Origin of the sequence: Sulfurirhabdus autotrophica (assembly GCF_004346685.1) — a bacterium.
In the GTDB taxonomy this organism is placed as follows: domain Bacteria; phylum Pseudomonadota; class Gammaproteobacteria; order Burkholderiales; family SMCO01; genus Sulfurirhabdus; species Sulfurirhabdus autotrophica.
Map to the genome: position 1 here is coordinate 862,539 of NZ_SMCO01000001.1, position 21,475 is coordinate 884,013.

Below are 21,475 nucleotides of genomic sequence, written 5' to 3' on the forward strand. Positions count from 1 at the left end.
TACACTTTTTTCTCCTGATATAAAGCTCTAAGATGATTCGAACACGCTTTGCCCCAAGCCCAACCGGCTACCTGCATATTGGCGGCGCACGCACCGCTCTCTTCTCATGGGCATTTGCTCGCAAACATGGTGGAACATTTGTTCTGCGCATTGAAGATACGGATCTGGAGCGTTCAACGCCTGAATCAGTCAAAGCCATCCTGGACAGTATGGAATGGCTGAAACTGGGTTACGATGAAGGCCCTTTTTATCAGATGCAGCGAATGGACCGCTATAACCAGGTTATTCAACATCTACTGGATGAAGGCAAGGCTTACCATTGTTATGCCAGTATTGAAGAACTGGATAAAATGCGGGAGGCACAACGTGCTGCAGGACTAAAACCTCGCTATGACGGGCGTTGGCGCGACTCTACCGCCACCCCGCCGGTGGATGTAAAGCCGGTTATTCGCTTCAAAAATCCGATTGATGGTGAAGTGATCATCGATGATCTGGTCAAGGGAACCGTGATTGTTCAAAACACTGAACTAGATGACCTGATTATTGCCCGTGCAGATGGCACGCCTACCTACAATTTTTGTGTTGTGGTAGATGATTGGGATATGGAAATCAACCACGTTATTCGCGGCGACGACCACCTTAACAATACTCCTAGACAGATCAATATACTAAAGGCGCTTGGCGCCCCAATACCAAAATATGCCCATGTACCCATGATACTGGGACATGATGGCGAACGACTTTCAAAGCGTCACGGCGCAGTCAGCGTTATGCAATATTTTGAAGATGGTTACTTGCCTGAAGCATTGCTGAACTATCTGGCTCGCCTGGGTTGGTCTCATGGTGATGAGGAAATCTTTTCCCTTTCACAGCTTGTTGAATGGTTTGATCTTAAAGATATCAGCAAATCCCCAGCCAAATTCAACCCGGAAAAGCTCACGTGGGTAAACCAGCAATACATCAAAGCCACAGATAACCCCCGTTTGGTAGAACTAACAAAACCATTCATGGAAGTGGATTGCTGCAATCCAGCCCATGGACCTGATCCAGAAAAAGTGATCGGTTTACTGAAAGATCGGGTCAATACACTCAAAGAGCTTGCAGATGCAGCTGTCTACTTTTACCGTGTACTGGAACCCCATGAAGATCTGAAGCTTCAGCACCTGACTGCCGAAGTAAAACCAGCCTTAAGTGATTTTGCAACAAAACTGGAATCCATTGAATGGAAGCAAGAAGCAATCAATGCACTGCTAAAAGAAACCGTCGGTGCACATGGGCTAAAATTCCCCAAGATCGCTATGCCCCTGCGCATCATGATCACGGGAGAAACCCAGACCCCCTCCATTGATGCCATTATTGAACTGCTTGGCCGGGAAGAATCACTACGCAGAGTACAAAATCACCTCCAAAATTACCCTGTGTAAAATAAAGTGAAAATTATCCTTGGAGAATCTTTACAAGCGCATACTTGATACGTATAATTCACAACCTTTCGGGGGTATAGCTCAGCTGGGAGAGCGCTTGCATGGCATGCAAGAGGTCAGCGGTTCGATCCCGCTTATCTCCACCAAAAGCAGGTACTTCAGAACGACCTTGGTTGAACTGGAGAAAAAGGAAAAATGCACCGTATCGGAGTAATCACCGTATGGCTTGGAATAATTAGCAGCATAATCGGTTTGATAGTCGGTTTTGCCAGTTTTTCCAGTGGTGACGAAGACACAATCGGTTTTTGGTTGAGTCTGGTTCCGGTAGGTTTTGCGCTTTTGCTACTAGGTACTGTAATGACACAAATGTCATCGAAAAGGTGATAAAATCATTGCAGAAATAGTTCAAAACGTATACAATGCTTGAGTTTTGGTCCCCATCGTCTAGAGGCCTAGGACATCGCCCTTTCACGGCGGTAACACGAGTTCGAATCTCGTTGGGGACGCCATATTGAGAAAGGGCTTGGAGAAATCCAAGCCCTTCTGTTTTTTCAGTGCCATTCATGTCACGCTATTTTTTGAAACTCAGGTTACAAAATTAGCGATCTGAGCGATCAGAGACAGACTAACAACTCGCCAATCTTCACCAGATTGGCAAAATATGAGAGGCCATCAATGCAGATTTTTGTAGGCAATCTAGCACCAGAAGTAACCGAAGAAGAATTACAAGCTGCGTTCGAAGCTTTTGGCCAGGTAAAGACTGTGCAGATTGCAAGAGATCTGTTTAGCGGCGTATCAAAAGGCTTCGGTTTTGTAGAGATGCCCGGCAAGGCGCACTCTGCAGCGGCGATTATGGGACTGAATGGGAAAGATCTCAAAGGAAGCCCTTTGAAAGTAAATGAGTCACGCCCTAAAACATTTGGACGTCGTCGATAGTATAATTAACACAGACCAAATTTTCGGCAGTTTCATCCGAAATTTCCATTTAAAATCTGGTCTGGTTATCCCTCTTTGCGGATATGGTGGAATTGGTAGACACGCTGTCTTGAGGGGGCAGTGCCGCAAGGCGTGTGAGTTCGAGTCTCACTATCCGCACCAGTTAAAAAATCCATAATTCATCTTCATTATGGGCTATTCACATTTCAGTATCGCCATGCCGTGTGCCGGCAACATCACTTGAACATAGGCCCGATTATTCATTTCCTGAATCTTTACTTTGCCTCCATGCATCATATCCCCCATCATCCGCCCCTTACCGCTTAGCTTAACATCCACCGTTATATAGTCCGAACGAGGAACATTATCTAAATTCAAGCACACTAAAACCTCTTCCGTATCCAGAATCCGTGAGTAAGCCAATGTGCAATGCCCATCCATAGGCTGCGCAAAATCCAGCCCATTTTCTGAAATTTCTCTGAAATATTGCCGGCCATAGCGCAATGCAGGTTCTTTACTACGAATTCTGGCAATAATACGAATCGCTTTATAAATGGGATGATCAGGATTAAAGAAATGTCCTCCAGTAGTATTAAATGCCCCCCAGGAACCACCAAACATGCATTCCCTGACATAACTGTCATCTGATCCAGCACCATCAAAACCTTGCTCTGTTCCATAATAAATACAAGGCACCCCCTGACTGGTGAGCAAATATCCAATAGCGAGGACCGCTTGCCGCTGGTACGGATTATTGTACATAAAGCGACGGTAAGGTCTGGCCATCTGATCATGGTTATCTACAAAGGTCACGAAATAACGCCCAGCTTCACCATGATCAGCATACAAATCATAAAACTCTTCGTAGCGATTTCGTAAAAATGCAGGACTGGCGAACCCTTTTATGACATCTTCAAGCAAAAAGTACAAAGGAAAATCCAGTGCTGCATCCAGGGCAGGGAAGCGTTCGTTGGTCCCTTCTATACGACTATTTCTGCCAATGTATTTTTGAATCGTTGCATCATCCGCAACAATTTCGCCATATAAAAAGAAGTTATATTTACCAATACGCTTCGCATATTCGCGCATTGCGTTACAAAATATTGCGGTTGCCGAACTTTCCATATGCTTGACTGTGTCAATCCGGAATCCGTCAATATCTGCAGTAGCAATCCAGTATTTATAGATTTTAATCAACGTATCCAGAACCGTAGGGCGTGGAAGGTCCAGTTCCTTTAGACTTAAAAAATCTCCATCCCTCGCCTCAACCGGATCATTCCAGTCACGAATCTGCCCCCGACGTTTGAAAGCGTCGGGGGTTTGCAATTCCACCGGCCAAATTGCATCATCATCCTGAAATTCGGGTATTGGATTCGCTTCACGCCAGCCACCAAAGGGAAAGGTCTGATCTTCATAAAAGTAATAGGGATTATCATCCGGATATTGCCAGACGTCACCGGTATGATTGAGCACCACATCCAGAATGACATACATTTCCCTCGAATGTGCCTCTGCTGTTAATTCCTGCAGGTCTTGCAATGTGCCGAAACGAGGGTCCACGTGCATAAAATCCTGAATACCATACCCATGGTAGGTGTCAGACAGATCAGGCCTGTTTTTAAGGATAGGGCTTAACCAGATAGTTGTGCAGCCCAACCCTTTTATGTAGTCCAGTCGACGGGTAATTCCTTTTAAATTACCGCCCTGGAAGCGATGGCCCTTTTCAGGATCTCGCCCAGTTGGCGTAATGCCTGGTTTAAACGGCTGCAAACCGGCAACATTGTTGTCAAAACGGTCTACCAACAAAAAATAAATAAATTGATCACGCCAATCCCTGGGGGAAGGGTGCAGGTGAGAAACAGGACGAAAATCAAGCCCCGAAACCGAATGAAGTGCTGTAGCCATCACACGCCTCCTTGTCTAAGCAAGTAGCAACAGAAAGATGACTTTTATATTAGTTCAGATATTGGCAAAATGAAGCTGGGAGTGACGTAGAATTACGCAACAAACTGATTCAACAAATTTATTATTTACACATCAAGCTGAAAACGCATACCAAGCCACCATGTTTTATTCTCTGCAGGATCGCTGCCATGATTCAGCAAATATTGTGCAAAAAGCTGAATAGCAAGCCATGGTGTTATTTTACTCCGGTAAGCCAACTCCAGTGAACGCTCACGATCAACAGAAATACCTGATGACAGGCGGTATTTGATTGAATTAGTTTCCTGGGCATACGCAAGTCCCAATTGGTCACCCGGGCGCCCCGGAATGAAACCCTCCCACAACAACCCTGCGCCTAATGCCTGTTCAAACTGGGTGGTATCTCCTTCTGTTCTACCCACCCTTAAAAAGCCTCGCAATCGTTTTTCACCTGCTTGCCATAGGGTGTGCTCGCCTAAAACATAAACACCATAACTATTTCGACGGATTGGATTACCGGCAGCATCTACATCCAGTAAATCATCAAATTTTGCTGTATAACGCCACGCACCAAATGCAAATTTCCCACTGGACTCTTTCCCCGATTCAGTCAGACAACCTATCTCAGATACAAAAAATGTGCCATCACCTTTGCTAAACTGGATATGAGTACCATGCTGGTTATCCGGGTCACCTGGAACACCATCCAGCAAAACTGCTTGTGCGTATGCACCGCCTGTGGATTCGTACTTCAATCGCAGACCAAGTGATGTAGTCGGAAAAATAGATGGGCCATTTTGTCCGGTACCAGCTAATTCAGCACCGATCCCAAAGGTAGGATGAATAAACAGCGCTGAAGATTTAGTGGCATAAAATTCCGAATTTAAATCGTACAACCCGGCCAAAACTGATATGCCACTTTCTCCAAAGGACTGCTGAATCCAGGCTTGATAGATTTTTGTGGTATTCCCGCCCCTTGGCGTTTCGATATTATCCAAGCCATGGGGCAAACGGTCGCTTTCAATGGCAGGCTTCTGACCGCGATTACTTAATACATGGAACATTGATGAAAAACCTTTAACGCCTGATTTTTCACCGTCGAAAGAAACAACCACATCGAGATTATCCAGCCAGAATGTATTGCCCCTCTCACGATTGCCATTTAATTTAACAATGTAATCAATCTTATACGTAATATCCCAGTCAAACCCTTGATCGGACATAGCACTTCGAGCGCCACCCCACCCACCAGAAAGCCGGTCATTGTAGGCATTTGGCTCAGCATGCGCAGCTTCAATCACGGGCAATATTCCCATTGCCGTAAACACTGCAGCCATCATGCCATGATGAATTTTTCGTTGTACCAAAAGCACATTCCCCACACAGTAAAATGAAATTATAACGAAAACACAAGCCACCCCTTTAACAATATTAATCGACACGAAAAATAGCCAACTTACTTGCCTCAGACTGTACAATATCCCTCTTTTTCCGTCTTGAGTTTTAACTATGTGGTTTAAAAATCTTCAAACTTACCGTTTACCTGCTGGCTGGGAAATCACAGCGAATCAAATGGAAACACAATTAGCTCGGCATGTTTTTCAGCGATGCGGCAGCATGGACATGCAAAGCCGAGGCTGGATTTCCCCCAGAAAAGATGAAAATCTCGTCTTTAGCCAGAATCAACAATTTCTGATCGCTATGGGTACAGAACAAAAACTCCTACCCTCTACTGTGGTCAACCAAATCGCAAATGAACGTATTGCTGAAATAGAAGAGCAGCAAGGCTACAAACTCGGCCGTAAACAATCCCGTGAGATCAAAGAAAATGTGACCGATGAACTGCTGCCTCGTGCCTTCAGTCGGCGCAGTACGACGTTTGTGTGGATTGACCCCGTCAATGGGTGGCTGATTGTAGACGCAGCAAATGCAGCAAAATCAGAAGAGGTTCAAAAATTATTATTTGATTCTTTAGACGATTTGCCACTTTCACTTCTGAAAACCCAGCAGTCCCCCACTTCGGCCATGACAACCTGGCTGGCAACGGGTGAAGCCCCTGCCGGATTCACCATTGATCGTGACTGCGTGCTGCAAGCACCCAATGAAGAAAAAGCAACGGTTCGTTATTCACGCCACCCGCTCGATGTAGAGGAAATTCGCGCGCACCTTGCAGAAGGAAAAACCGCCACCAGACTTGCGCTTACTTGGAATGACCGAATTTCATTTGCGTTAAATGAACAACTGCAAGTGAAACAACTCAGTTTTCTGGATATCATCAAAGAAGAGGCAGAATCACAAGCCGAAACAGCTGAAGAACAATTTGCAGCCGATTTCGCTTTAATGACGGGTGAGCTTTCACCCTTACTGCATGATCTTGTGTCAGCCCTTGGTGGCGAACAGGAAAAAATATAGCCTGCACAACATTTCATACAACGGCCTTCCTAGTGTTAACTTGCAGTTTGAGCATGTTTTCAAACTGCAAGATCACTCCCATGTTAAGCTAGGCATGACATCCCTGAATTTATTCACATGAAGATATATATAGCTGGCCCTGATATTTTTCGACCTGATGCCCTCAATTGGGCTGAAGAAGCCCGAGCGCTTTGTGCCGAACATGGTCACGAAGCACTTCTGCCCATGGATGGTGATGCGCACACGCCAAAAGAAATTTTTCAAGCCAATATTTCACTACTACAGTCTGCTGATGCCCTCATAGCTAACCTCAATCCATTCAGAGGAACAGAACCCGATAGCGGCACAAGTGTAGAAGTTGGATATGCCTTGGCGCTAGGCAAACAGGTCGTCGGTTACATGCAGTCCACAATACCGCTCATTGAGCGCGTAAAACATGGCGAAGTTCAACCACCAGTCAAAAACAAAAAAATAGTATTCGATGTAGAAGGGTTTGCCATTGAAGATTTTGGCTACCCGCTTAACCTGATGCTAGCAGAACCGGTACATATTGTTACGGGTGGACTTCGTGAGGCTCTGGCTGCTATTAAACACACAACTTGAATATATATTTAGACTGGCTCACGTTATGACCTTGCGTAGGTGCATAATCTAAATGTAATAAATTAATACGATATTAATCACCGATAGAATTCACCCAATGCAGAACAGCCCCATTGAAAAAACCACGTACGTATCCACTTTTCTTGGCAATCGGTTCTATCCGCTTGAACCACGCATCGATAAAGTAGCCATAGAAGACATTGCCCATGGCTTATCTTTCCAGTGTCGATTTAATGGTCAAACCTGCGAGTTTTATTCAGTTGCCCAGCACAGCCTGATTGTTTCAGCACTGGTGGACGACGATCTCAAGCTGGCTGCGCTACTGCACGATGCCGCCGAAGCCTACCTGGGAGACATGGTAAAACCGCTCAAAATATTGCTGCCCGCGTTTGCCAACATTGAAGACCGGGTAACCGACATCATTGCACAAGAATTCAGCCTGGACTTCAGCAATTACAGCCCTATCAAGACGGCAGACCTGATCTCGTTAGCCACCGAAAAAAGAGACCTGATGCCCTTCTCAGTGGAAAACTGGGAATATCTGAACGGTATTGACCCCCTGCCAGAAATCATCAAACCCATGAACCCGTTTGAAGCAAAATCAGCATTTATGCTGGAATTCGAACGACTTCTGGCAATCAGAAAAACCCAACTCACATAGCGTTTTTAACCCCATATGGCACATGTCCAGTAGCCACATAATCCGCAGCAGATTCGCAGTGCCTGCGCTGATCATCAAAGAATATATCCGCCCCGAAGCTGTTCAGAAAAGTACCTTTATCCATACCACCGAGAAAAAGCGCCTCGTCAATGCGAATCTCCCAACTGCGTAAGGTACGAATCACCCGTTCGTGTGCAGGTGCTCCTCTGGCTGTAATGAGGGCAGTACGAATCGGAGAAGCATTGGCAGGATATTCATTCTGGATGGCGTGCAGGGCAGAAAGAAACGACTTAAACGGCCCGCCTGACAGTGGCTGATTCTTAGCTTCAACCTCACTGAGGTTAAATGCATCCAGTCCACTTTCCGCATACACCCTCTCAGCTTCATCCGAAAAAATGACTGCATCACCATCGAAAGCTATTCTAAGTTGCTCATGCTCCCCTTTTCCTGGCGCAGAAGGCAGAATCGTCGCCGCTGCAATCCCCGCTTCCAACGCATTAGTCACATCTCCTGGATTAGCGGATAAAAACAAATGTGCCCCAAATGACTGGATATAACGATATGGTGCCTCTCCACGCGTAAAAGCCGCTCGTGTAATATCCAAACCGTGGTGTCGAATGGAATTAAACACACGTAACCCTGTATCCGCACTATTACGGGATATCAGCGCAATCTCAACTTGAGGAGACATAGGATCCGTATTCAATGCCAGCAACTTTCGGGCTAAAGGAAAAGCCACTCCGGGTGCCAGCGGATCATCTTCATGTTCAATCTGGTATCGGGAATAAGCTTCCTCCCCTTCCTCTTCAAAAACGCGATGACTATCATCCAGATCAAATAGCGCGCGCGAAGAAATAGCAACGATTAACTTGATAGTAGAAAGTTTCTGCTTACCGGGGCTTTGCTCGCTCAAACGATATTCCTTATTGTATAAATCAATATTGAAATTCAATTAGTGCCAGACTGACTTATCATCCACACATCCCAATTTAGAACCAAGCGGAATCTAGCTGAAACCAACGATTTCATGAAAAAATTAACAACAGGAATTATATAGGAGTTTTGGGGTGGCTGATGGGGCTCGAACCCACGACAACCGGAATCACAATCCGGGACTCTACCAACTGAGCTACAGCCACCATTGAGAGGGAATTAATTTCGATTTGCCAAAAAATTTGGTGTGCCCGACAGGAATCGAACCTGTAACCCCCAGCTTAGAAGGCTGGTGCTCTATCCGGTTGAGCTACGGGCACAATACTCAACCTGGTGTGAAAAATGTGGTCGGGGTGGAGAGATTCGAACTCCCGACATCCTGGTCCCAAACCAGGCGCGCTACCAGGCTACGCTACACCCCGACATGTCATTCCACAACTTTTGGTTTATTACCCTTGCTTCAGGTATTAACTGCACCAAAGGCCGCTAATATACATGCTCAAAATAAAAAGGTCAATCCACTTCTTGAGTTTTTGTATCCAATAATGAGATGATAATGCTTTCTCAAGAACACAAGACTCAACCAACATGTCTGCAAGCATAATTGATGGCAAAGCAATTTCGAACAATATTCTCTCTAATATCAAACAGAAAGTCATACTTCGACAAGAAAAAGGGAAACGCCCTCCCGCATTAGCTGTCATTTTAGTCGGGGACGATCCTGCTTCTGCTATTTATGTAAAAAATAAACGCCGAGCTTGCGAAACAACCGGCATCACCTCTGTGTCTCATGATTTACCCGCTTCCACTTCACAAGAAGCATTGCTGAATCTGATTTCAAAATTAAACGATGACCCGAATATTGACGGCATCCTGGTTCAAATGCCTGTGCCACAACATATTGAGAGCGAAACCATCATTGAACATATTCATCCGGATAAGGATGTGGATGGATTCCACCCCTATAACGTCGGGCGACTCGCTTTAAGAATACCCACTTTGCGACCCTGCACGCCTTATGGCGTGATGACCTTGCTCAATACAACTACTGACAATCTGAAAGGGAAACATGCGGTTATTGTGGGCGCTTCCAATATAGTTGGGCGACCGATGGGGCTGGAGTTGCTCTTGGCAGGCTGCACCGTCACCACTACTCACCGGTTTACTAAAGACTTACCCGGCTTTGTCGGTGAAGCTGACATTCTCATTGTCGCTGTTGGAAAACCCCATCTGGTCAAAGGGGAGTGGGTAAAAGAAGGTGCCACTGTCATTGATGTAGGCATCAACCGCTTGGAAAATGGCGGCCTGTGTGGCGACGTCGTATTTGAAACTGCTGCACAACGTGCCGCATGGATTACCCCTGTCCCTGGCGGAGTGGGGCCAATGACGATTGCTACGCTGCTTGAAAATACGCTGGTGGCAGCAAATCGCCATAACCCGCTATGACCAATTACACTGGCAAGCTATGCCAGTGTTCCAAAAGATCTAAATCCACATACGACTTACCCTGCACATCACCTGCCAAAACGTTAAAAGGCTGTTCCGGCTCCCCCAGATCACTTAACACGGCAATAGCACCGGTAAAGTCATGAGTGGTTGTGTAATCATTAATGGTTATTACGGTTTTCAGCCCTGAACCCATACTGGATTTAATTCCGTTCTCGGAATCTTCGAACGCCAGACATTTTGATGCATCCAGCTTCATTTTCTCCAACGCCCACACATAAATATCTGGTGCCGGTTTTTTAACAGGAATGATATCCCCGGCTGCAATTACCTCAAACCAGTTTTCTGAATCAGCAGCCAAACTGTTTTTCAAAAGCGCAGTCACGTTCTCAGGCGTAGTGGTCGTTGCAATCGCAAGACGCAACCCTGCCTTTTTGGCGTCATTTAACAGGCGAACAACGCCAGGCCGCATAGGTATCCCTCCCTGAGCCAACAACTCCGTATAATGGCGGGTTTTAGCCTTGTGTAGCGCTATTACCATATCATCAAAGTCTGCTGACTTTTCATACTGAGTGTGAAACTGGTCTACAAAGTAATTCATCCGTTCTTTACCACCGGTCACTGCCAGCAGCTTTCCGTACAATTCAACGTCCCAATTCCAATCCAGGCCAAACTCATGGAATGCGGCATTAAATGCCACTCGGTGACCATCCCTCTCAGTATCAGCCAATGTTCCATCAACGTCGAATATCAAAGCTTCCAAAGCCATACAAACTTCCTTTTCATTAAACAATAAATTTGCGATATCATGCCAATTCTGGTATTAAGATACATTTGCTTTTGACAGGATACAGGTACGAATACAATGACCTCAGAATTACACAAACAGTTCACGCCCTATGTTCTAAAGAAGAACGAAGAATACATGAACGACAAGCAACAATCGCATTTTCGCAAAATCCTTGAAAGTTGGAAAGCCGAACTTAGTCAGGATATTGATCGCACTGTACATACCATGCAAGACGAAGCAACCGTATTTGCTGACCCCAATGATCGCGCCAGCCAGGAATCCGACATGGCACTGGAACTGCGCAATCGCGACCGTGAACGCAAACTTATCAAAAAAATCGACGAAACCATCACTAAAATTGAAAATGGTGATTATGGCTACTGTGATAGCTGTGGCGTAGAGATCGGTTTAAAAAGATTGGAAGCTCGCCCAACTGCCACTCTTTGCATTGATTGCAAGACATTAGATGAAATGCGTGAAAAACAAGTTGCAAAATAAACTCATCCGGCTTTTAGTTACAAGAAAGATTATCTAAAAGCCGGCATGACTCTCCAGCAAAAAATAAAAATCAAAAAATAGCTTTTAAATACGCCACAGAATTCAACAAAATCAGCTTGAGTACTTGCCATGTCTACAGCGATTGAAACCCAAACACCCAACAGCTTTGAAAAGCTCATGACCGGGTTATTGTATAGCCTGCTTTCCTGGAAACAATTGGAAGACTTCTGGCCCAAAATCAACACCCAAACTGGTTGGTACATATACGCCATTGGTGAAGCACTGCCAGAGGCGACTTCAACCCCGGATGAAGTGACCGGTTTTATTAAACGCATTGACGAACTTCTGCATAATGACCATCAAGAAAGTTATTGCGGCATTGTTTATGCAGATAATGTGGATAACCCCAGTTTTATCAAAATATACGACCCAAACAATCTGGGTGTATCATGCGGATCAAGCAAAAACCCTCCACTTCCAGGCTGGATCATGAGTACCATGCCTCCCATTGAGCTTCACCCAAAAGGAATCATACCTGCCAACAGGAAGCGCTGGTGGCAATCCTTTCTGTCAAGCGTCAACAACTAGTAAAAATATTCGTTAACTAATATTTTTATCCAGTAAAAACTAAAAAGGCAACCAATGGTTGCCTTTTTAGCTGAAACGCAATTAACTTTATTGCGCTTGTTCTGGCTTAGGTGGTGCTTCCAGCAAAGCCTTCATGCTTAGACGCAAACGACCTTTTTCATCAGCCTCTAGCACCTTCACATTCACAACCTGACCTTCCTTCAAATGCTCAGATACAGTATTTACACGTTCATGTGCAATCTGGGAAATATGCAGCAATCCATCTTTACCTGGCAATACGCTAACAATGGCACCAAAATCCAATAACTTCAATACGGTACCTTCGTAGGTCTTGCCCACTTCCACTTCAGCAGTAATATCTTCGATACGTTTCTTAGCCAAATCACATGCATCAGGCGCAACACATGAAATAGTTACCGTACCATCTTCAGCGATATCTACAGAAGTACCTGTTTCTTCGGTCAATGCACGAATAACTGCACCACCCTTGCCAATCACATCCCGAATCTTTTCAGGGTTGATCTTCATGGTAATCATGCGTGGCGCATAGGCAGAAATTTCAACACGCGGACCAGGCATGGAGTTTTTCATGATCTCCAGAATATGCATACGACCTTCTTTAGCCTGAGCCAAAGCAGCTTGTAAAATATCCTTGGTAATACCGTTGATCTTGATATCCATCTGCAAAGCAGTCACACCCGCTTCAGAACCGGCCACCTTAAAGTCCATATCCCCCAAGTGATCTTCATCGCCCAGAATGTCTGTCAACACAGCAAAACGATTACCTTCCAGAATCAGACCCATCGCAATACCCGCTACAGGTGCTTTTAATGGAACGCCTGCGTCCATCAAAGACAAGCATCCGCCACAAACCGAGGCCATTGAGCTTGAACCGTTAGATTCGGTAATTTCTGAAACCACGCGCATGCTGTAAGAAAAATCATCAGCACTTGGCAACACACCAATTAGCGCACGCTTAGCCAAACGACCATGGCCGATTTCACGGCGCTTAGGCGTACCAACACGGCCTGTTTCACCCGTAGAATACGGTGGGAAGTTGTAATGCAGCATGAAACGATCACGATATTCGCCCTGCAGCGCATCAATAATCTGTTCATCACGCGCTGTACCCAGTGTTGCTACTACCAATGCCTGCGTTTCTCCACGGGTAAACAATGCGGAACCATGCGTGCGGGGCAATACACCCGTACGAATGGTAATTGGACGCACAGTGCGAGTATCACGCCCGTCAATACGCGGCTCACCAGCAAGAATTTGCCCGCGAACAATTTTCGCTTCCAAATCCTGGAATGCATTTTTAACAACATTAGTCATACCACTATCTGAATCAGCAGTAATCAACTCCGCCAGTACGCGTTCACGGATAGAGTCCACTTTGGCATAGCGCGCTTGCTTCTCTTTAATTCTGTATGCATCAGCCACATCGTTTTCTGCCAACTGAGAAATCTTTTCGATCAACGCCATGTCTTTTTCAGGCGCTGCCCAGTCCCATTGCTCAGGAGAAACTTCATCAACCAGTTCATTGATCGCATTGATCACGGCTTGCATTTGATCATGACCAAAAACTACTGCTCCCAGCATGACGTCTTCAGGCAGCTCTTTCGCTTCTGATTCCACCATCAAAACTGCCTGTTGCGTACCTGCAACCACCAGATCCAGAGCACTCTTCGCCAACTCAGCTGGGGTCGGGTTCAATATATACTGACCATCAACATAACCAACACGAGCAGCACCGATAGGGCCACTGAAAGGGATACCTGAAATAGCCATTGCTGCAGATGCACCCAGCAAAGAGACAATATCAGGATCAACTTCAGGGTTGGAAGACATGACCGTCGCAACGATCTGAACTTCGTTATAGAAACCTTCAGGAAAAAGTGGGCGCAATGGACGATCAATCAAGCGAGATGTAAGAATTTCTTTCTCGGATGGACGGCCTTCACGCTTAAAGAAACCACCGGGAATTTTACCCGCTGAATAGGTTCTTTCCTGATAATCCACTGTCAATGGGAAAAAATCCTGACCTGGCTTAACATCTTTCATACCAACTACAGTCACCAATACAGCAGTATCGTCCACTGTAATCATTACCGCACCATGGGCTTGACGAGCAATCTCGCCAACTTCCATTGTCACTTGGTTGCGACCGTACATAAATGTTTTTTTGATATTCAAATCTCTATCCTTTAACTAGAATTACGAGCACATTCGAAGCTTAACGCTCCCAGAAAGAAACAAGGGGTTGGCAATTGCCAACCCCTTTTTTAAACTTCTGTTACTTCCGCAAGCCAAGACGCTCAATCAATGAACGATAGCTATCGGCATTTTTACGCTTAAGATAATCCAGCAACTTACGACGCTGACTAACCATTTTCAGCAAACCACGACGGGAATGATGATCTTTAACATGCGCCTTAAAGTGACCGGTTAAGTCGTTGATACGTGCGGTTAACAATGCTACCTGAACTTCTGGGGAACCTGTATCGCCTACAGCTTTCTGATAATCTTGCACAATTTGTGCTTTTTGCGTGGTTGAAACTGACATTTTTTCTCCAATATTTTAGATGTCGTTGATCTGCCCCATCCATCAAGGATGGTATAAGGAACTCCATATCAACCGATAGATATTCCTTGCGTAAATCTGAGTCCATAGAATGCAGCCCATATTTATCCCGCCATTTTACAGGCAATCATGCTTGTTTTTCAAGTGAATTCAATAAATAAACTACACTACTGCACTACGGACAACCACGCGTTTTGGCGCAACCTTCCCATCACTGTCTATTTCAGCCAGTCCCAGGAAATTCCTCTCCGTATCGTATACGCGAACTTGCCCTTTATGAACTTGTTTTGCTTGCCAAACTGCCTGACCTTGCTGAAAATAAAATGCGCTATCAGCATCCAGATGGACGGGGGGTAATTTGTGGATGAGACAATCAGCTGAAAGTAGCTGTGCATCACGCTCTTCTAAACTCATCGCTTCCAACTGCAGAATAGTCAGTGCATCCGCTATTTTGAATTCCCCAATTTCAGTGCGTCGCAACTCAATCAAATGCGCGCCACACCCCAGTGCATTTCCAATGTCTTCTGATAAAACGCGTATATAGGTTCCCTTACTACAAGAAACGGTTATAACAAGTTCATCACCGCTAAACTCATCAATGCCTAGGCTGTAGATAGTTATATTTCTGGGCGGGCGTTCAATATCAATGCCCGCACGCGCATAGGTGTACAAAGCCTTACCTTGATGCTTCAATGCAGAGTACATGGGCGGAACCTGACTCAAATTCCCAGTAAATCGGGGTAACAGCTTTTCAATCTCAGCAAGATGAACATTGACCGGTTTTTGCTCAAGAACTTCTCCCTCAGAATCTCCCGTAGTGGTCGTTTGACCCAACTTCATACGTGCCTGATAGGTTTTATTGGCATCTAGTAAATATTGCGAAAACTTGGTAGCCTCTCCCAGACAAACAGGCAACAACCCCGTTGCTATCGGATCTAAATTACCTGTATGCCCCGCTTTAGCCGCCTGATATAAACGCTTAACCTGCTGCAAAGCCCCATTTGAAGAAATACCATGGGGCTTATCCAGCAATAACACGCCACTAATAAAACGTTTAATACGCTTGACTTGCAAAATGAACTCTACGGAAATTAAGACAGGGAGAATTTATAACGATCAGGATTCGTCATCGTCCAGATGGGCTTTATCTTCTGCTACTGCCACATCGATTAAATGAGATAAATGCACCCCACGCTCAACAGAAGTATCATAGACAAAGTGCAACTGAGGCACTGTACGAAGCATCATGCGGTGTGCCAATTGACTACGCAGGAAGCCCGCAGCACGCTCCAACCCCAACTGAGATTGTGGCGCTAAGGCAGTATCACCCATCAAAGTAAAGAAAATCTTTGCATGGGAATAGTCCTGCGTGACATCTACATCTGTTATGGTCACCAAGCCTACGCGAGGGTCTTTCAATTCCGTACGAATAATATCAGACAATTCACGCTGAATCTGATCGGCAACACGCTGTGTTCTAGCAAAGTCTTTTGGCATAGCTACCCTGTTGGGTTCAGAAATGGTGATTACAGGGTTTCACCTGTAATCACCAGGGGTTACAACGTACGTGCAATCTCGACCACTTCAAAGACTTCCAGTTGATCACCAACATTAATCTCATTGAAGTTTTTAAGTGAAAGACCACATTCAAAACCCGCCTTAACCTCTTTCACGTCATCTTTAAACCGCTTAAGTGAATCCAGTTCACCCGTATGAATAACCGTATTGTCGCGCAGCACTCTCACAGAAGAGCCACGTTTTACATGGCCATCCAGAACATAGCAACCGGCAACAGAACCAACCTTGGATATGCGGAATACTTCACGAATATCAACCAGACCAATAATGCTTTCCCTACGTTCAGGCGGCAACATCCCTGACATAGCGGCCTTAATCTCATCTACCGCATCATAAATGATGTTGTAGTAACGTAAATCCACGCCCGATGAATCAGCAAGTTTTCTTGCAGTTGCATCAGCCCGGGTATTAAAGCCAATAATCACCGCCTTGGATGCCAAAGCCAAATTGATATCAGATTCTGTAATCGCACCAACACCGCTATGGATAATGTTCACCTTCACTTCATCCGTAGAAAGTTTCTGCAATGAATGTGAAAGCGCTTCATAGGAACCCTGCATATCAGCTTTGATAATAAGCGGTAATGAACTTACTTCGCCCTCACCCATTTCCATCTGACCAAGGATACTTTCCAGATTTGCGGCTTGTTTCTTAGCTAGCTTTACATCACGGAACTTACCTTGCCTGAACAACGCAATTTCTCGCGCTTTACGCTCATCAGCGATTGCAATCACTTCTTCACCAGCCATAGGCACATCAGATAAACCCTGAATTTCAACTGGAATTGACGGGCCCGCCTCTTGGACTGGCTGACCATTTTCATCCAGCATAGCTCGCACGCGTCCAAACGCTGCACCAGCAAGAATAGCATCACCACGCTTCAATGTGCCTGACTGTATCAAGATAGTGGCAACCGGTCCACGCCCTTTGTCCAGGCGAGCTTCAATGACAATACCTTTGGCAGGCGCATCTTTAGCAGCCTTCAGCTCAAGAACTTCAGCTTGCAATAAACAACCTTCAAGCAATGCATCGATACCTTGTCCGGTTTTTGCAGATACTTCAATAAACATGGTGTCACCGCCCCAGTCTTCAGGAACGACACCTTGCGCTACCAACTCTTGCTTTATCCGCTCAGAGTTAGCCTCAGGCTTATCAATTTTATTGACAGCGATAATCATAGGCACATTACCGGCCTTCGCATGATGAATAGCCTCAATCGTTTGCGGCATCACACCATCATCAGCAGCAACCACCAAAATAACCATATCCGTCACCTTGGCACCGCGAGCACGCATAGCTGTGAATGCCTCATGACCAGGTGTATCAAGGAAAGTAATCATTCCGCGATCAGTTTCGACATGGTATGCACCGATATGTTGGGTAATCCCCCCCGCTTCACCGCTTGCTACTCGCGTACGACGGATATAATCCAGCAATGAAGTTTTACCGTGATCCACATGCCCCATAACAGTAACGACAGGCGCACGGTGTTCCAAAATCAACTCATGAGGCTCCTCAACATCGACCAAAAAGGCTTCAGGATTATCCAATGCAGCCGGTTTAGCGATGTGCCCCATCTCTTCAACAACAATCATGGCAGTTTCTTGATCCAGCACCTGATTAATTGTCACCATGGAACCCATTTTCATCAGGGCTTTAATGACTTCAGCTGCCTTAACTGTCATCTTTTGCGCTAACGCTGCAACTGATATAGTTTCAGGGATCATCACTTCATGAACTACAGGCTCAGTAGGCATTGAAAATGCATGCGGACCTTCATCCACCACTTTATTACGTGCTTTACGCTCGCGCCATCCATCACGACCACCTACATCCCCACGGACTTTGATTCCACGCTTTTTAGTGCCGCCTTCATTCCATGCCCCCACTTCTTTAGTAGCTTTTTTGGCACCTTTCTTTTCAGCTTTAGCAGCTTTTTCCTCTGGACTCACTGCAGGTTTATGTAAGGTTCCTGCAGTTGTAGTCCCATGAGGTGCGGGAGTTGCAACTGCTGCAGGGGCTTTCACTTTCGCTTTAGCTTCAGCAGCAGCTTCATCCGCTGCTTTTTTAGCAGCAGCTGCAATTTTTGGAGCTTCAAGCGCCTGCTTTCTTGCCAGTTCGCGCTCCTGTTTAACACGGATTTCTGCACTTTGACGTGCAATCAGTTCCGCCTGCTTCCGTGCCTCTTCCTTTCTTAAAGCAATTTGCTCATCATCCAGCACTCTGACAACCGGAGCGGCAGTTTTAAGCGCTTCAGGTTCAGGAGCCACTTCAATCTCAGAAACTTTTTCTACTATGGGCGCTTCAGCCACCACTTCAACTTTAGCAGCTTCAACCATTTCTTCAGCTACAGCAACTTCATCCACCGCCTTAACTTGAGCCAACTCTTCAACTTCAGCTGCGGTAACTTCCTCAACAACCGGTGTTTCGATTACTTCAAGCACCACGACCTTTTCGGTAGTTTCAGAAATTTTTGGAACTTCCTGCAAATCAGCAGATTCAGTTTCTGGTGTAACCACTTCCTCTGATTCACGTTTGACATACACACGCTTTTTACGTACCTCAACTTGAATAGTGCGTGCCTTACCTGTACTGTCAGATTTTTTAATCTCAGAAGTTTGCTTGCGCGTCAGCGTAATTTTGTTCTTTTGTTCCTTCGCTCCATGAACGCGGCGCAAATATTCTAACAACAGCGTTTTATCCTGTTCGGTCAGCGTATCTTCAGCGTGCGACTTGGTCACACCAGCATCTTTTAATTGCTCTAAAAGCAAAGCCACCGGCAAACTTAATTCACTGGCAAATTGTTCAACATTCATTTGTCCCATACTGGACTCCGATCCAATTTATTACGCAAACCAGGGTGCACGCGCTGCCATAATCAACTGCTTAGCACGTTCAACTTCCATACCTGTCATCTCAGTCAGATCATCAACGGCCAAATCAGCCAAATCATCCCAAGTATTCACACCCTTCGATGCTAGCAACCGGGCAGTTTGATTATCCATGCCTTCCAACGTCAATAAGTCCCCTGCCACATGTTCAACTTCTTCTTCACTGGCAATTGCTTCAGTTAACAAAGCATTACGCGCACGACTACGCAATTCATTAACAGTTTCTTCATCAAAAGATTCAATTTCAAGCATTTCTGAAAGAGGAACATACGCCACTTCTTCCAAAGAGCTAAATCCTTCTTGTACAAGAATATCAGCAACCTCTTCATCTACATCAAGCTTATCCATAAACAGATGACGGCCAAGCGAGATCTCCTGATCACTTCTTTTCTCTGCTTCTTCGACGGTCATGATATTCAAATCCCAACCAGTCAATTCAGAAGCCAATCTGACATTCTGACCACTACGGCCAATAGCCTGGGCTAATTGCTCATCTTCAACCACAACATCCATACTATGGTTTTCTTCATCAACAACAATACTGCTTATTTCAGCAGGAGCAAGTGCATTGATCACAAATTGAGCTGGGTCAGCAGACCATAGAACGATATCAACACGCTCACCCGCCAACTCACCAGTAACAGCCTGAACTCGCGATCCACGCATACCAACACATGTTCCAATCGGATCAATCCGTTGGTCATTTGATTTGACAGCAATTTTAGCCCGTGCCCCAGGATCACGGGCAGCTGCCATAATTTCAAGTAAGCCTTCTTCAATTTCAGGCACTTCCAACTCAAATAACTTAATAACAAACTCAGGTGCTACGCGTGACAAAATGAGCTGTGGACCTCTACCACCTCGCTCCACACGTGAAAGGTAAGCACGAACACGATCACCTACACGCAAATTCTCTTTTGGAATGAGTTGATCACGTGGCAACAAAGCCTCAATACGACCAGACTCAATAATTGCATTACCTCGTTCCATACGTTTTATCGTACCAGTAACAAGATGTTCTTTACGCATCAAAAAGTCAGTAAGAATTTGCTCGCGTTCAGCATCACGAATTTTCTGAAAAATAACCTGCTTTGCAGCTTGAGCACCAATACGACCAAATTCAATAGCTTCAAGAGGCTCTTCTAAAAATTCTTCAAGTTGAATCTCAGGATCTTTCTCCTGAGCGTCATCAATAGAAATTTCTCTTGAAGGAAATTCAAGTTCATCAGCAGGAACAACCTGCCAACGACGAAATGCTTCGTAATCACCAGAATTACGATCAACCGCTACGCGCACATCAACATCATCATGAAAGCGTTTTTTAGTAGCCGAGGCCAAGGCCATCTCTAAAGCCGAAAAAACAATTTCCTTATCGACATTTTTTTCGCGTGCTAGGGCATCTGCCAGTAACAAAACTTCGCGACTCATACATCCTCCGGCTAAATATTAGGTATTAGACGAGCCTTCTCTACAGCGGCCAAATCTAGTGACAGCACAGTGCCATCAACTTCCAATTTCAACAAACCTTCCTGCACTTCTTGCAACACACCTATAAAATTTCGCTGCCCATTTACTGGCACACGCATTTTAATCTGCGCCTTCTCACCAGCAAATCGTATAAAATCAGCTTCCTTACGAAGAGGCCGATCTAAACCAGGAGAGGAAACTTCTAGCCGATCATAATCATAATCAAGTTCCACAGCCAATAACCTGGACAAATGGTTACTCACCAAAGTACAGTCTTCAATCTTGATACCATTAGGAGAATCAATATAAATACGCAACATTTTGCCGCGATTACTCATCTCCAATTCAACCAACTCATAGCCTAGACCAACAAGAGTTGACTCAAGCAAAGCGTGTAAATCCATTATCCTCACCACAAATAAAAAATGGGCTGAAAGCCCATATTTAATTGCCCATTATATCAAAGATATAAAAACTTAGAAATCTAAATTGTTAATTAGTTCGCAATAACAAGTAATCGATTCTAAAAACACAAATATTTTACCAAACAAATGTAAAAAACCAGATTGCGATGGTCATAAAAAAAATACAAACAAAACAAATGAAATAAAAAACCCCTCGAAGCTAGTGCTAGGAGGGGTTTTTAGAATAGAAGCCTGGCGGTGACCTACTTTCGCATGGGTAATCCACACTATCATCGGCGCAAAGTCGTTTCACTGTCCTGTTCGGGATGGGAAGGAG

Annotated in this window: 20 protein-coding genes, 6 tRNA genes and 1 rRNA gene; 12 read left to right on the forward strand and 15 right to left on the reverse strand. The window is 45.2% G+C overall.

The genetic code is table 11. The features are described from left to right. Positions 1–32: 32 nt before the first annotated feature. The 6 genes from gltX to EDC63_RS04170 all read left to right on the forward strand — a co-directional run bounded on the left by gltX (position 33) and on the right by EDC63_RS04170 (position 2,522). On the forward strand, positions 33–1,424 hold the full coding sequence (gene gltX, locus EDC63_RS04145; protein WP_124947252.1) for a glutamate--tRNA ligase: 1,392 nt from the start codon (positions 33–35) through the stop codon (positions 1,422–1,424). Positions 1,425–1,494: 70 nt separating this feature from the next. After that, positions 1,495–1,570, forward strand: a tRNA-Ala gene (locus EDC63_RS04150). Between the two features lie 49 nt (positions 1,571–1,619). Continuing rightward, on the forward strand, positions 1,620–1,808 hold the full coding sequence (locus EDC63_RS04155; protein WP_124947251.1) for a hypothetical protein: 189 nt from the start codon (positions 1,620–1,622) through the stop codon (positions 1,806–1,808). Positions 1,809–1,857: 49 nt separating this feature from the next. Beyond that, positions 1,858–1,933, forward strand: a tRNA-Glu gene (locus tag EDC63_RS04160). A 166-nt stretch (positions 1,934–2,099) separates the two neighbouring features. Next, positions 2,100–2,360, forward strand: a complete 261-nt coding sequence (locus EDC63_RS04165) for an RNA recognition motif domain-containing protein (RefSeq protein ID WP_124947250.1) — start codon at positions 2,100–2,102, stop codon at positions 2,358–2,360. Positions 2,361–2,437: 77 nt separating this feature from the next. Further along, a tRNA-Leu gene (locus EDC63_RS04170) sits at positions 2,438–2,522 on the forward strand. A gap of 33 nt (positions 2,523–2,555) precedes the next feature. On the opposite strand, the gene EDC63_RS04175 is transcribed toward EDC63_RS04170, so the two are convergent. Then, on the reverse strand, positions 2,556–4,265 hold the full coding sequence (locus EDC63_RS04175; protein WP_124947249.1) for an alpha-amylase family glycosyl hydrolase: 1,710 nt from the start codon (positions 4,263–4,265) through the stop codon (positions 2,556–2,558). A 125-nt stretch (positions 4,266–4,390) separates the two neighbouring features. Then, positions 4,391–5,650, reverse strand: a complete 1,260-nt coding sequence (locus EDC63_RS04180; protein WP_124947248.1) for a carbohydrate porin — start codon at positions 5,648–5,650, stop codon at positions 4,391–4,393. A gap of 142 nt (positions 5,651–5,792) precedes the next feature. Here EDC63_RS04180 and EDC63_RS04185 point away from each other — a divergent pair, with 142 nt between their 5' ends. The 3 genes from EDC63_RS04185 to EDC63_RS04195 all read left to right on the forward strand — a co-directional run bounded on the left by EDC63_RS04185 (position 5,793) and on the right by EDC63_RS04195 (position 7,959). After that, positions 5,793–6,695, forward strand: coding sequence for a recombination-associated protein RdgC (locus EDC63_RS04185; protein ID WP_124947247.1), 903 nt, complete (start codon positions 5,793–5,795; stop codon positions 6,693–6,695). Positions 6,696–6,812: 117 nt separating this feature from the next. Beyond that, a complete protein-coding gene (locus EDC63_RS04190; RefSeq protein WP_124947246.1) occupies positions 6,813–7,298 on the forward strand; it encodes a nucleoside 2-deoxyribosyltransferase in 486 nt (161 codons plus the stop codon). A gap of 97 nt (positions 7,299–7,395) precedes the next feature. Beyond that, the gene (locus tag EDC63_RS04195; protein WP_124947245.1) at positions 7,396–7,959 is read left to right on the forward strand and encodes a phosphohydrolase; all 564 of its coding nucleotides are present in this window, start codon (positions 7,396–7,398) and stop codon (positions 7,957–7,959) included. Here EDC63_RS04195 and EDC63_RS04200 read toward each other — a convergent pair. The 4 genes from EDC63_RS04200 to EDC63_RS04215 form a co-directional block, all read right to left on the reverse strand. Further along, entirely contained in the window at positions 7,952–8,872 is a 921-nt protein-coding gene (locus EDC63_RS04200) for a 5'-nucleotidase (protein WP_124947244.1), read from the reverse strand. The two genes, EDC63_RS04195 and EDC63_RS04200, sit on opposite strands and share 8 nt — an antisense overlap. 150 nt (positions 8,873–9,022) lie before the next feature. Continuing rightward, positions 9,023–9,098, reverse strand: a tRNA-His gene (locus EDC63_RS04205). Positions 9,099–9,135: 37 nt separating this feature from the next. Next, positions 9,136–9,212, reverse strand: a tRNA-Arg gene (locus EDC63_RS04210). A 25-nt stretch (positions 9,213–9,237) separates the two neighbouring features. Then, positions 9,238–9,314: transfer RNA gene (locus EDC63_RS04215), tRNA-Pro, on the reverse strand. Between the two features lie 166 nt (positions 9,315–9,480). On the opposite strand from EDC63_RS04215, the gene folD reads away from it, so the two are divergent. Then, a complete protein-coding gene (gene folD, locus EDC63_RS04220) occupies positions 9,481–10,338 on the forward strand; it encodes a bifunctional methylenetetrahydrofolate dehydrogenase/methenyltetrahydrofolate cyclohydrolase FolD (protein WP_124947243.1) in 858 nt (285 codons plus the stop codon). A 4-nt stretch (positions 10,339–10,342) separates the two neighbouring features. Here folD and EDC63_RS04225 read toward each other — a convergent pair whose 3' ends face one another. Continuing rightward, on the reverse strand, positions 10,343–11,107 hold the full coding sequence (locus EDC63_RS04225; RefSeq protein ID WP_124947242.1) for an HAD family hydrolase: 765 nt from the start codon (positions 11,105–11,107) through the stop codon (positions 10,343–10,345). A gap of 96 nt (positions 11,108–11,203) precedes the next feature. On the opposite strand from EDC63_RS04225, the gene dksA reads away from it, so the two are divergent. Both dksA and EDC63_RS04235 read left to right on the forward strand, forming a co-directional pair. Next, on the forward strand, positions 11,204–11,626 hold the full coding sequence (gene dksA, locus EDC63_RS04230; RefSeq protein WP_124947241.1) for an RNA polymerase-binding protein DksA: 423 nt from the start codon (positions 11,204–11,206) through the stop codon (positions 11,624–11,626). A 129-nt stretch (positions 11,627–11,755) separates the two neighbouring features. Then, positions 11,756–12,214, forward strand: coding sequence for a hypothetical protein (locus EDC63_RS04235; protein WP_223248370.1), 459 nt, complete (start codon positions 11,756–11,758; stop codon positions 12,212–12,214). A gap of 87 nt (positions 12,215–12,301) precedes the next feature. Here EDC63_RS04235 and pnp read toward each other — a convergent pair whose 3' ends face one another. From pnp to rrf, 8 genes are all read right to left on the reverse strand, one after another. Then, a complete protein-coding gene (gene pnp, locus EDC63_RS04240) occupies positions 12,302–14,389 on the reverse strand; it encodes a polyribonucleotide nucleotidyltransferase (protein WP_124947975.1) in 2,088 nt (695 codons plus the stop codon). 121 nt (positions 14,390–14,510) lie between these two features. Then, the gene (rpsO, locus tag EDC63_RS04245) at positions 14,511–14,780 is read right to left on the reverse strand and encodes a 30S ribosomal protein S15 (protein ID WP_124947240.1); all 270 of its coding nucleotides are present in this window, start codon (positions 14,778–14,780) and stop codon (positions 14,511–14,513) included. 180 nt (positions 14,781–14,960) lie between these two features. After that, positions 14,961–15,872: a tRNA pseudouridine(55) synthase TruB gene (gene truB / locus EDC63_RS04250; RefSeq protein WP_124947239.1), complete on the reverse strand. Its 912-nt coding sequence runs from the start codon at positions 15,870–15,872 to the stop codon at positions 14,961–14,963. Between the two features lie 42 nt (positions 15,873–15,914). Beyond that, entirely contained in the window at positions 15,915–16,295 is a 381-nt protein-coding gene (rbfA, locus tag EDC63_RS04255; protein WP_124947238.1) for a 30S ribosome-binding factor RbfA, read from the reverse strand. Between the two features lie 59 nt (positions 16,296–16,354). After that, the gene (infB, locus tag EDC63_RS04260) at positions 16,355–19,201 is read right to left on the reverse strand and encodes a translation initiation factor IF-2 (RefSeq protein ID WP_124947237.1); all 2,847 of its coding nucleotides are present in this window, start codon (positions 19,199–19,201) and stop codon (positions 16,355–16,357) included. A gap of 21 nt (positions 19,202–19,222) precedes the next feature. Then, positions 19,223–20,695 (reverse strand): transcription termination factor NusA, encoded by a 1,473-nt coding sequence (gene nusA, locus EDC63_RS04265; protein ID WP_124947236.1) that lies wholly within the window; start codon positions 20,693–20,695, stop codon positions 19,223–19,225. An 11-nt stretch (positions 20,696–20,706) separates the two neighbouring features. Continuing rightward, positions 20,707–21,138, reverse strand: a complete 432-nt coding sequence (gene rimP / locus EDC63_RS04270) for a ribosome maturation factor RimP (RefSeq protein WP_189836538.1) — start codon at positions 21,136–21,138, stop codon at positions 20,707–20,709. A gap of 250 nt (positions 21,139–21,388) precedes the next feature. Then, positions 21,389–21,475: ribosomal RNA gene (gene rrf / locus EDC63_RS04275) — 5S ribosomal RNA — on the reverse strand; the annotation flags it as partial.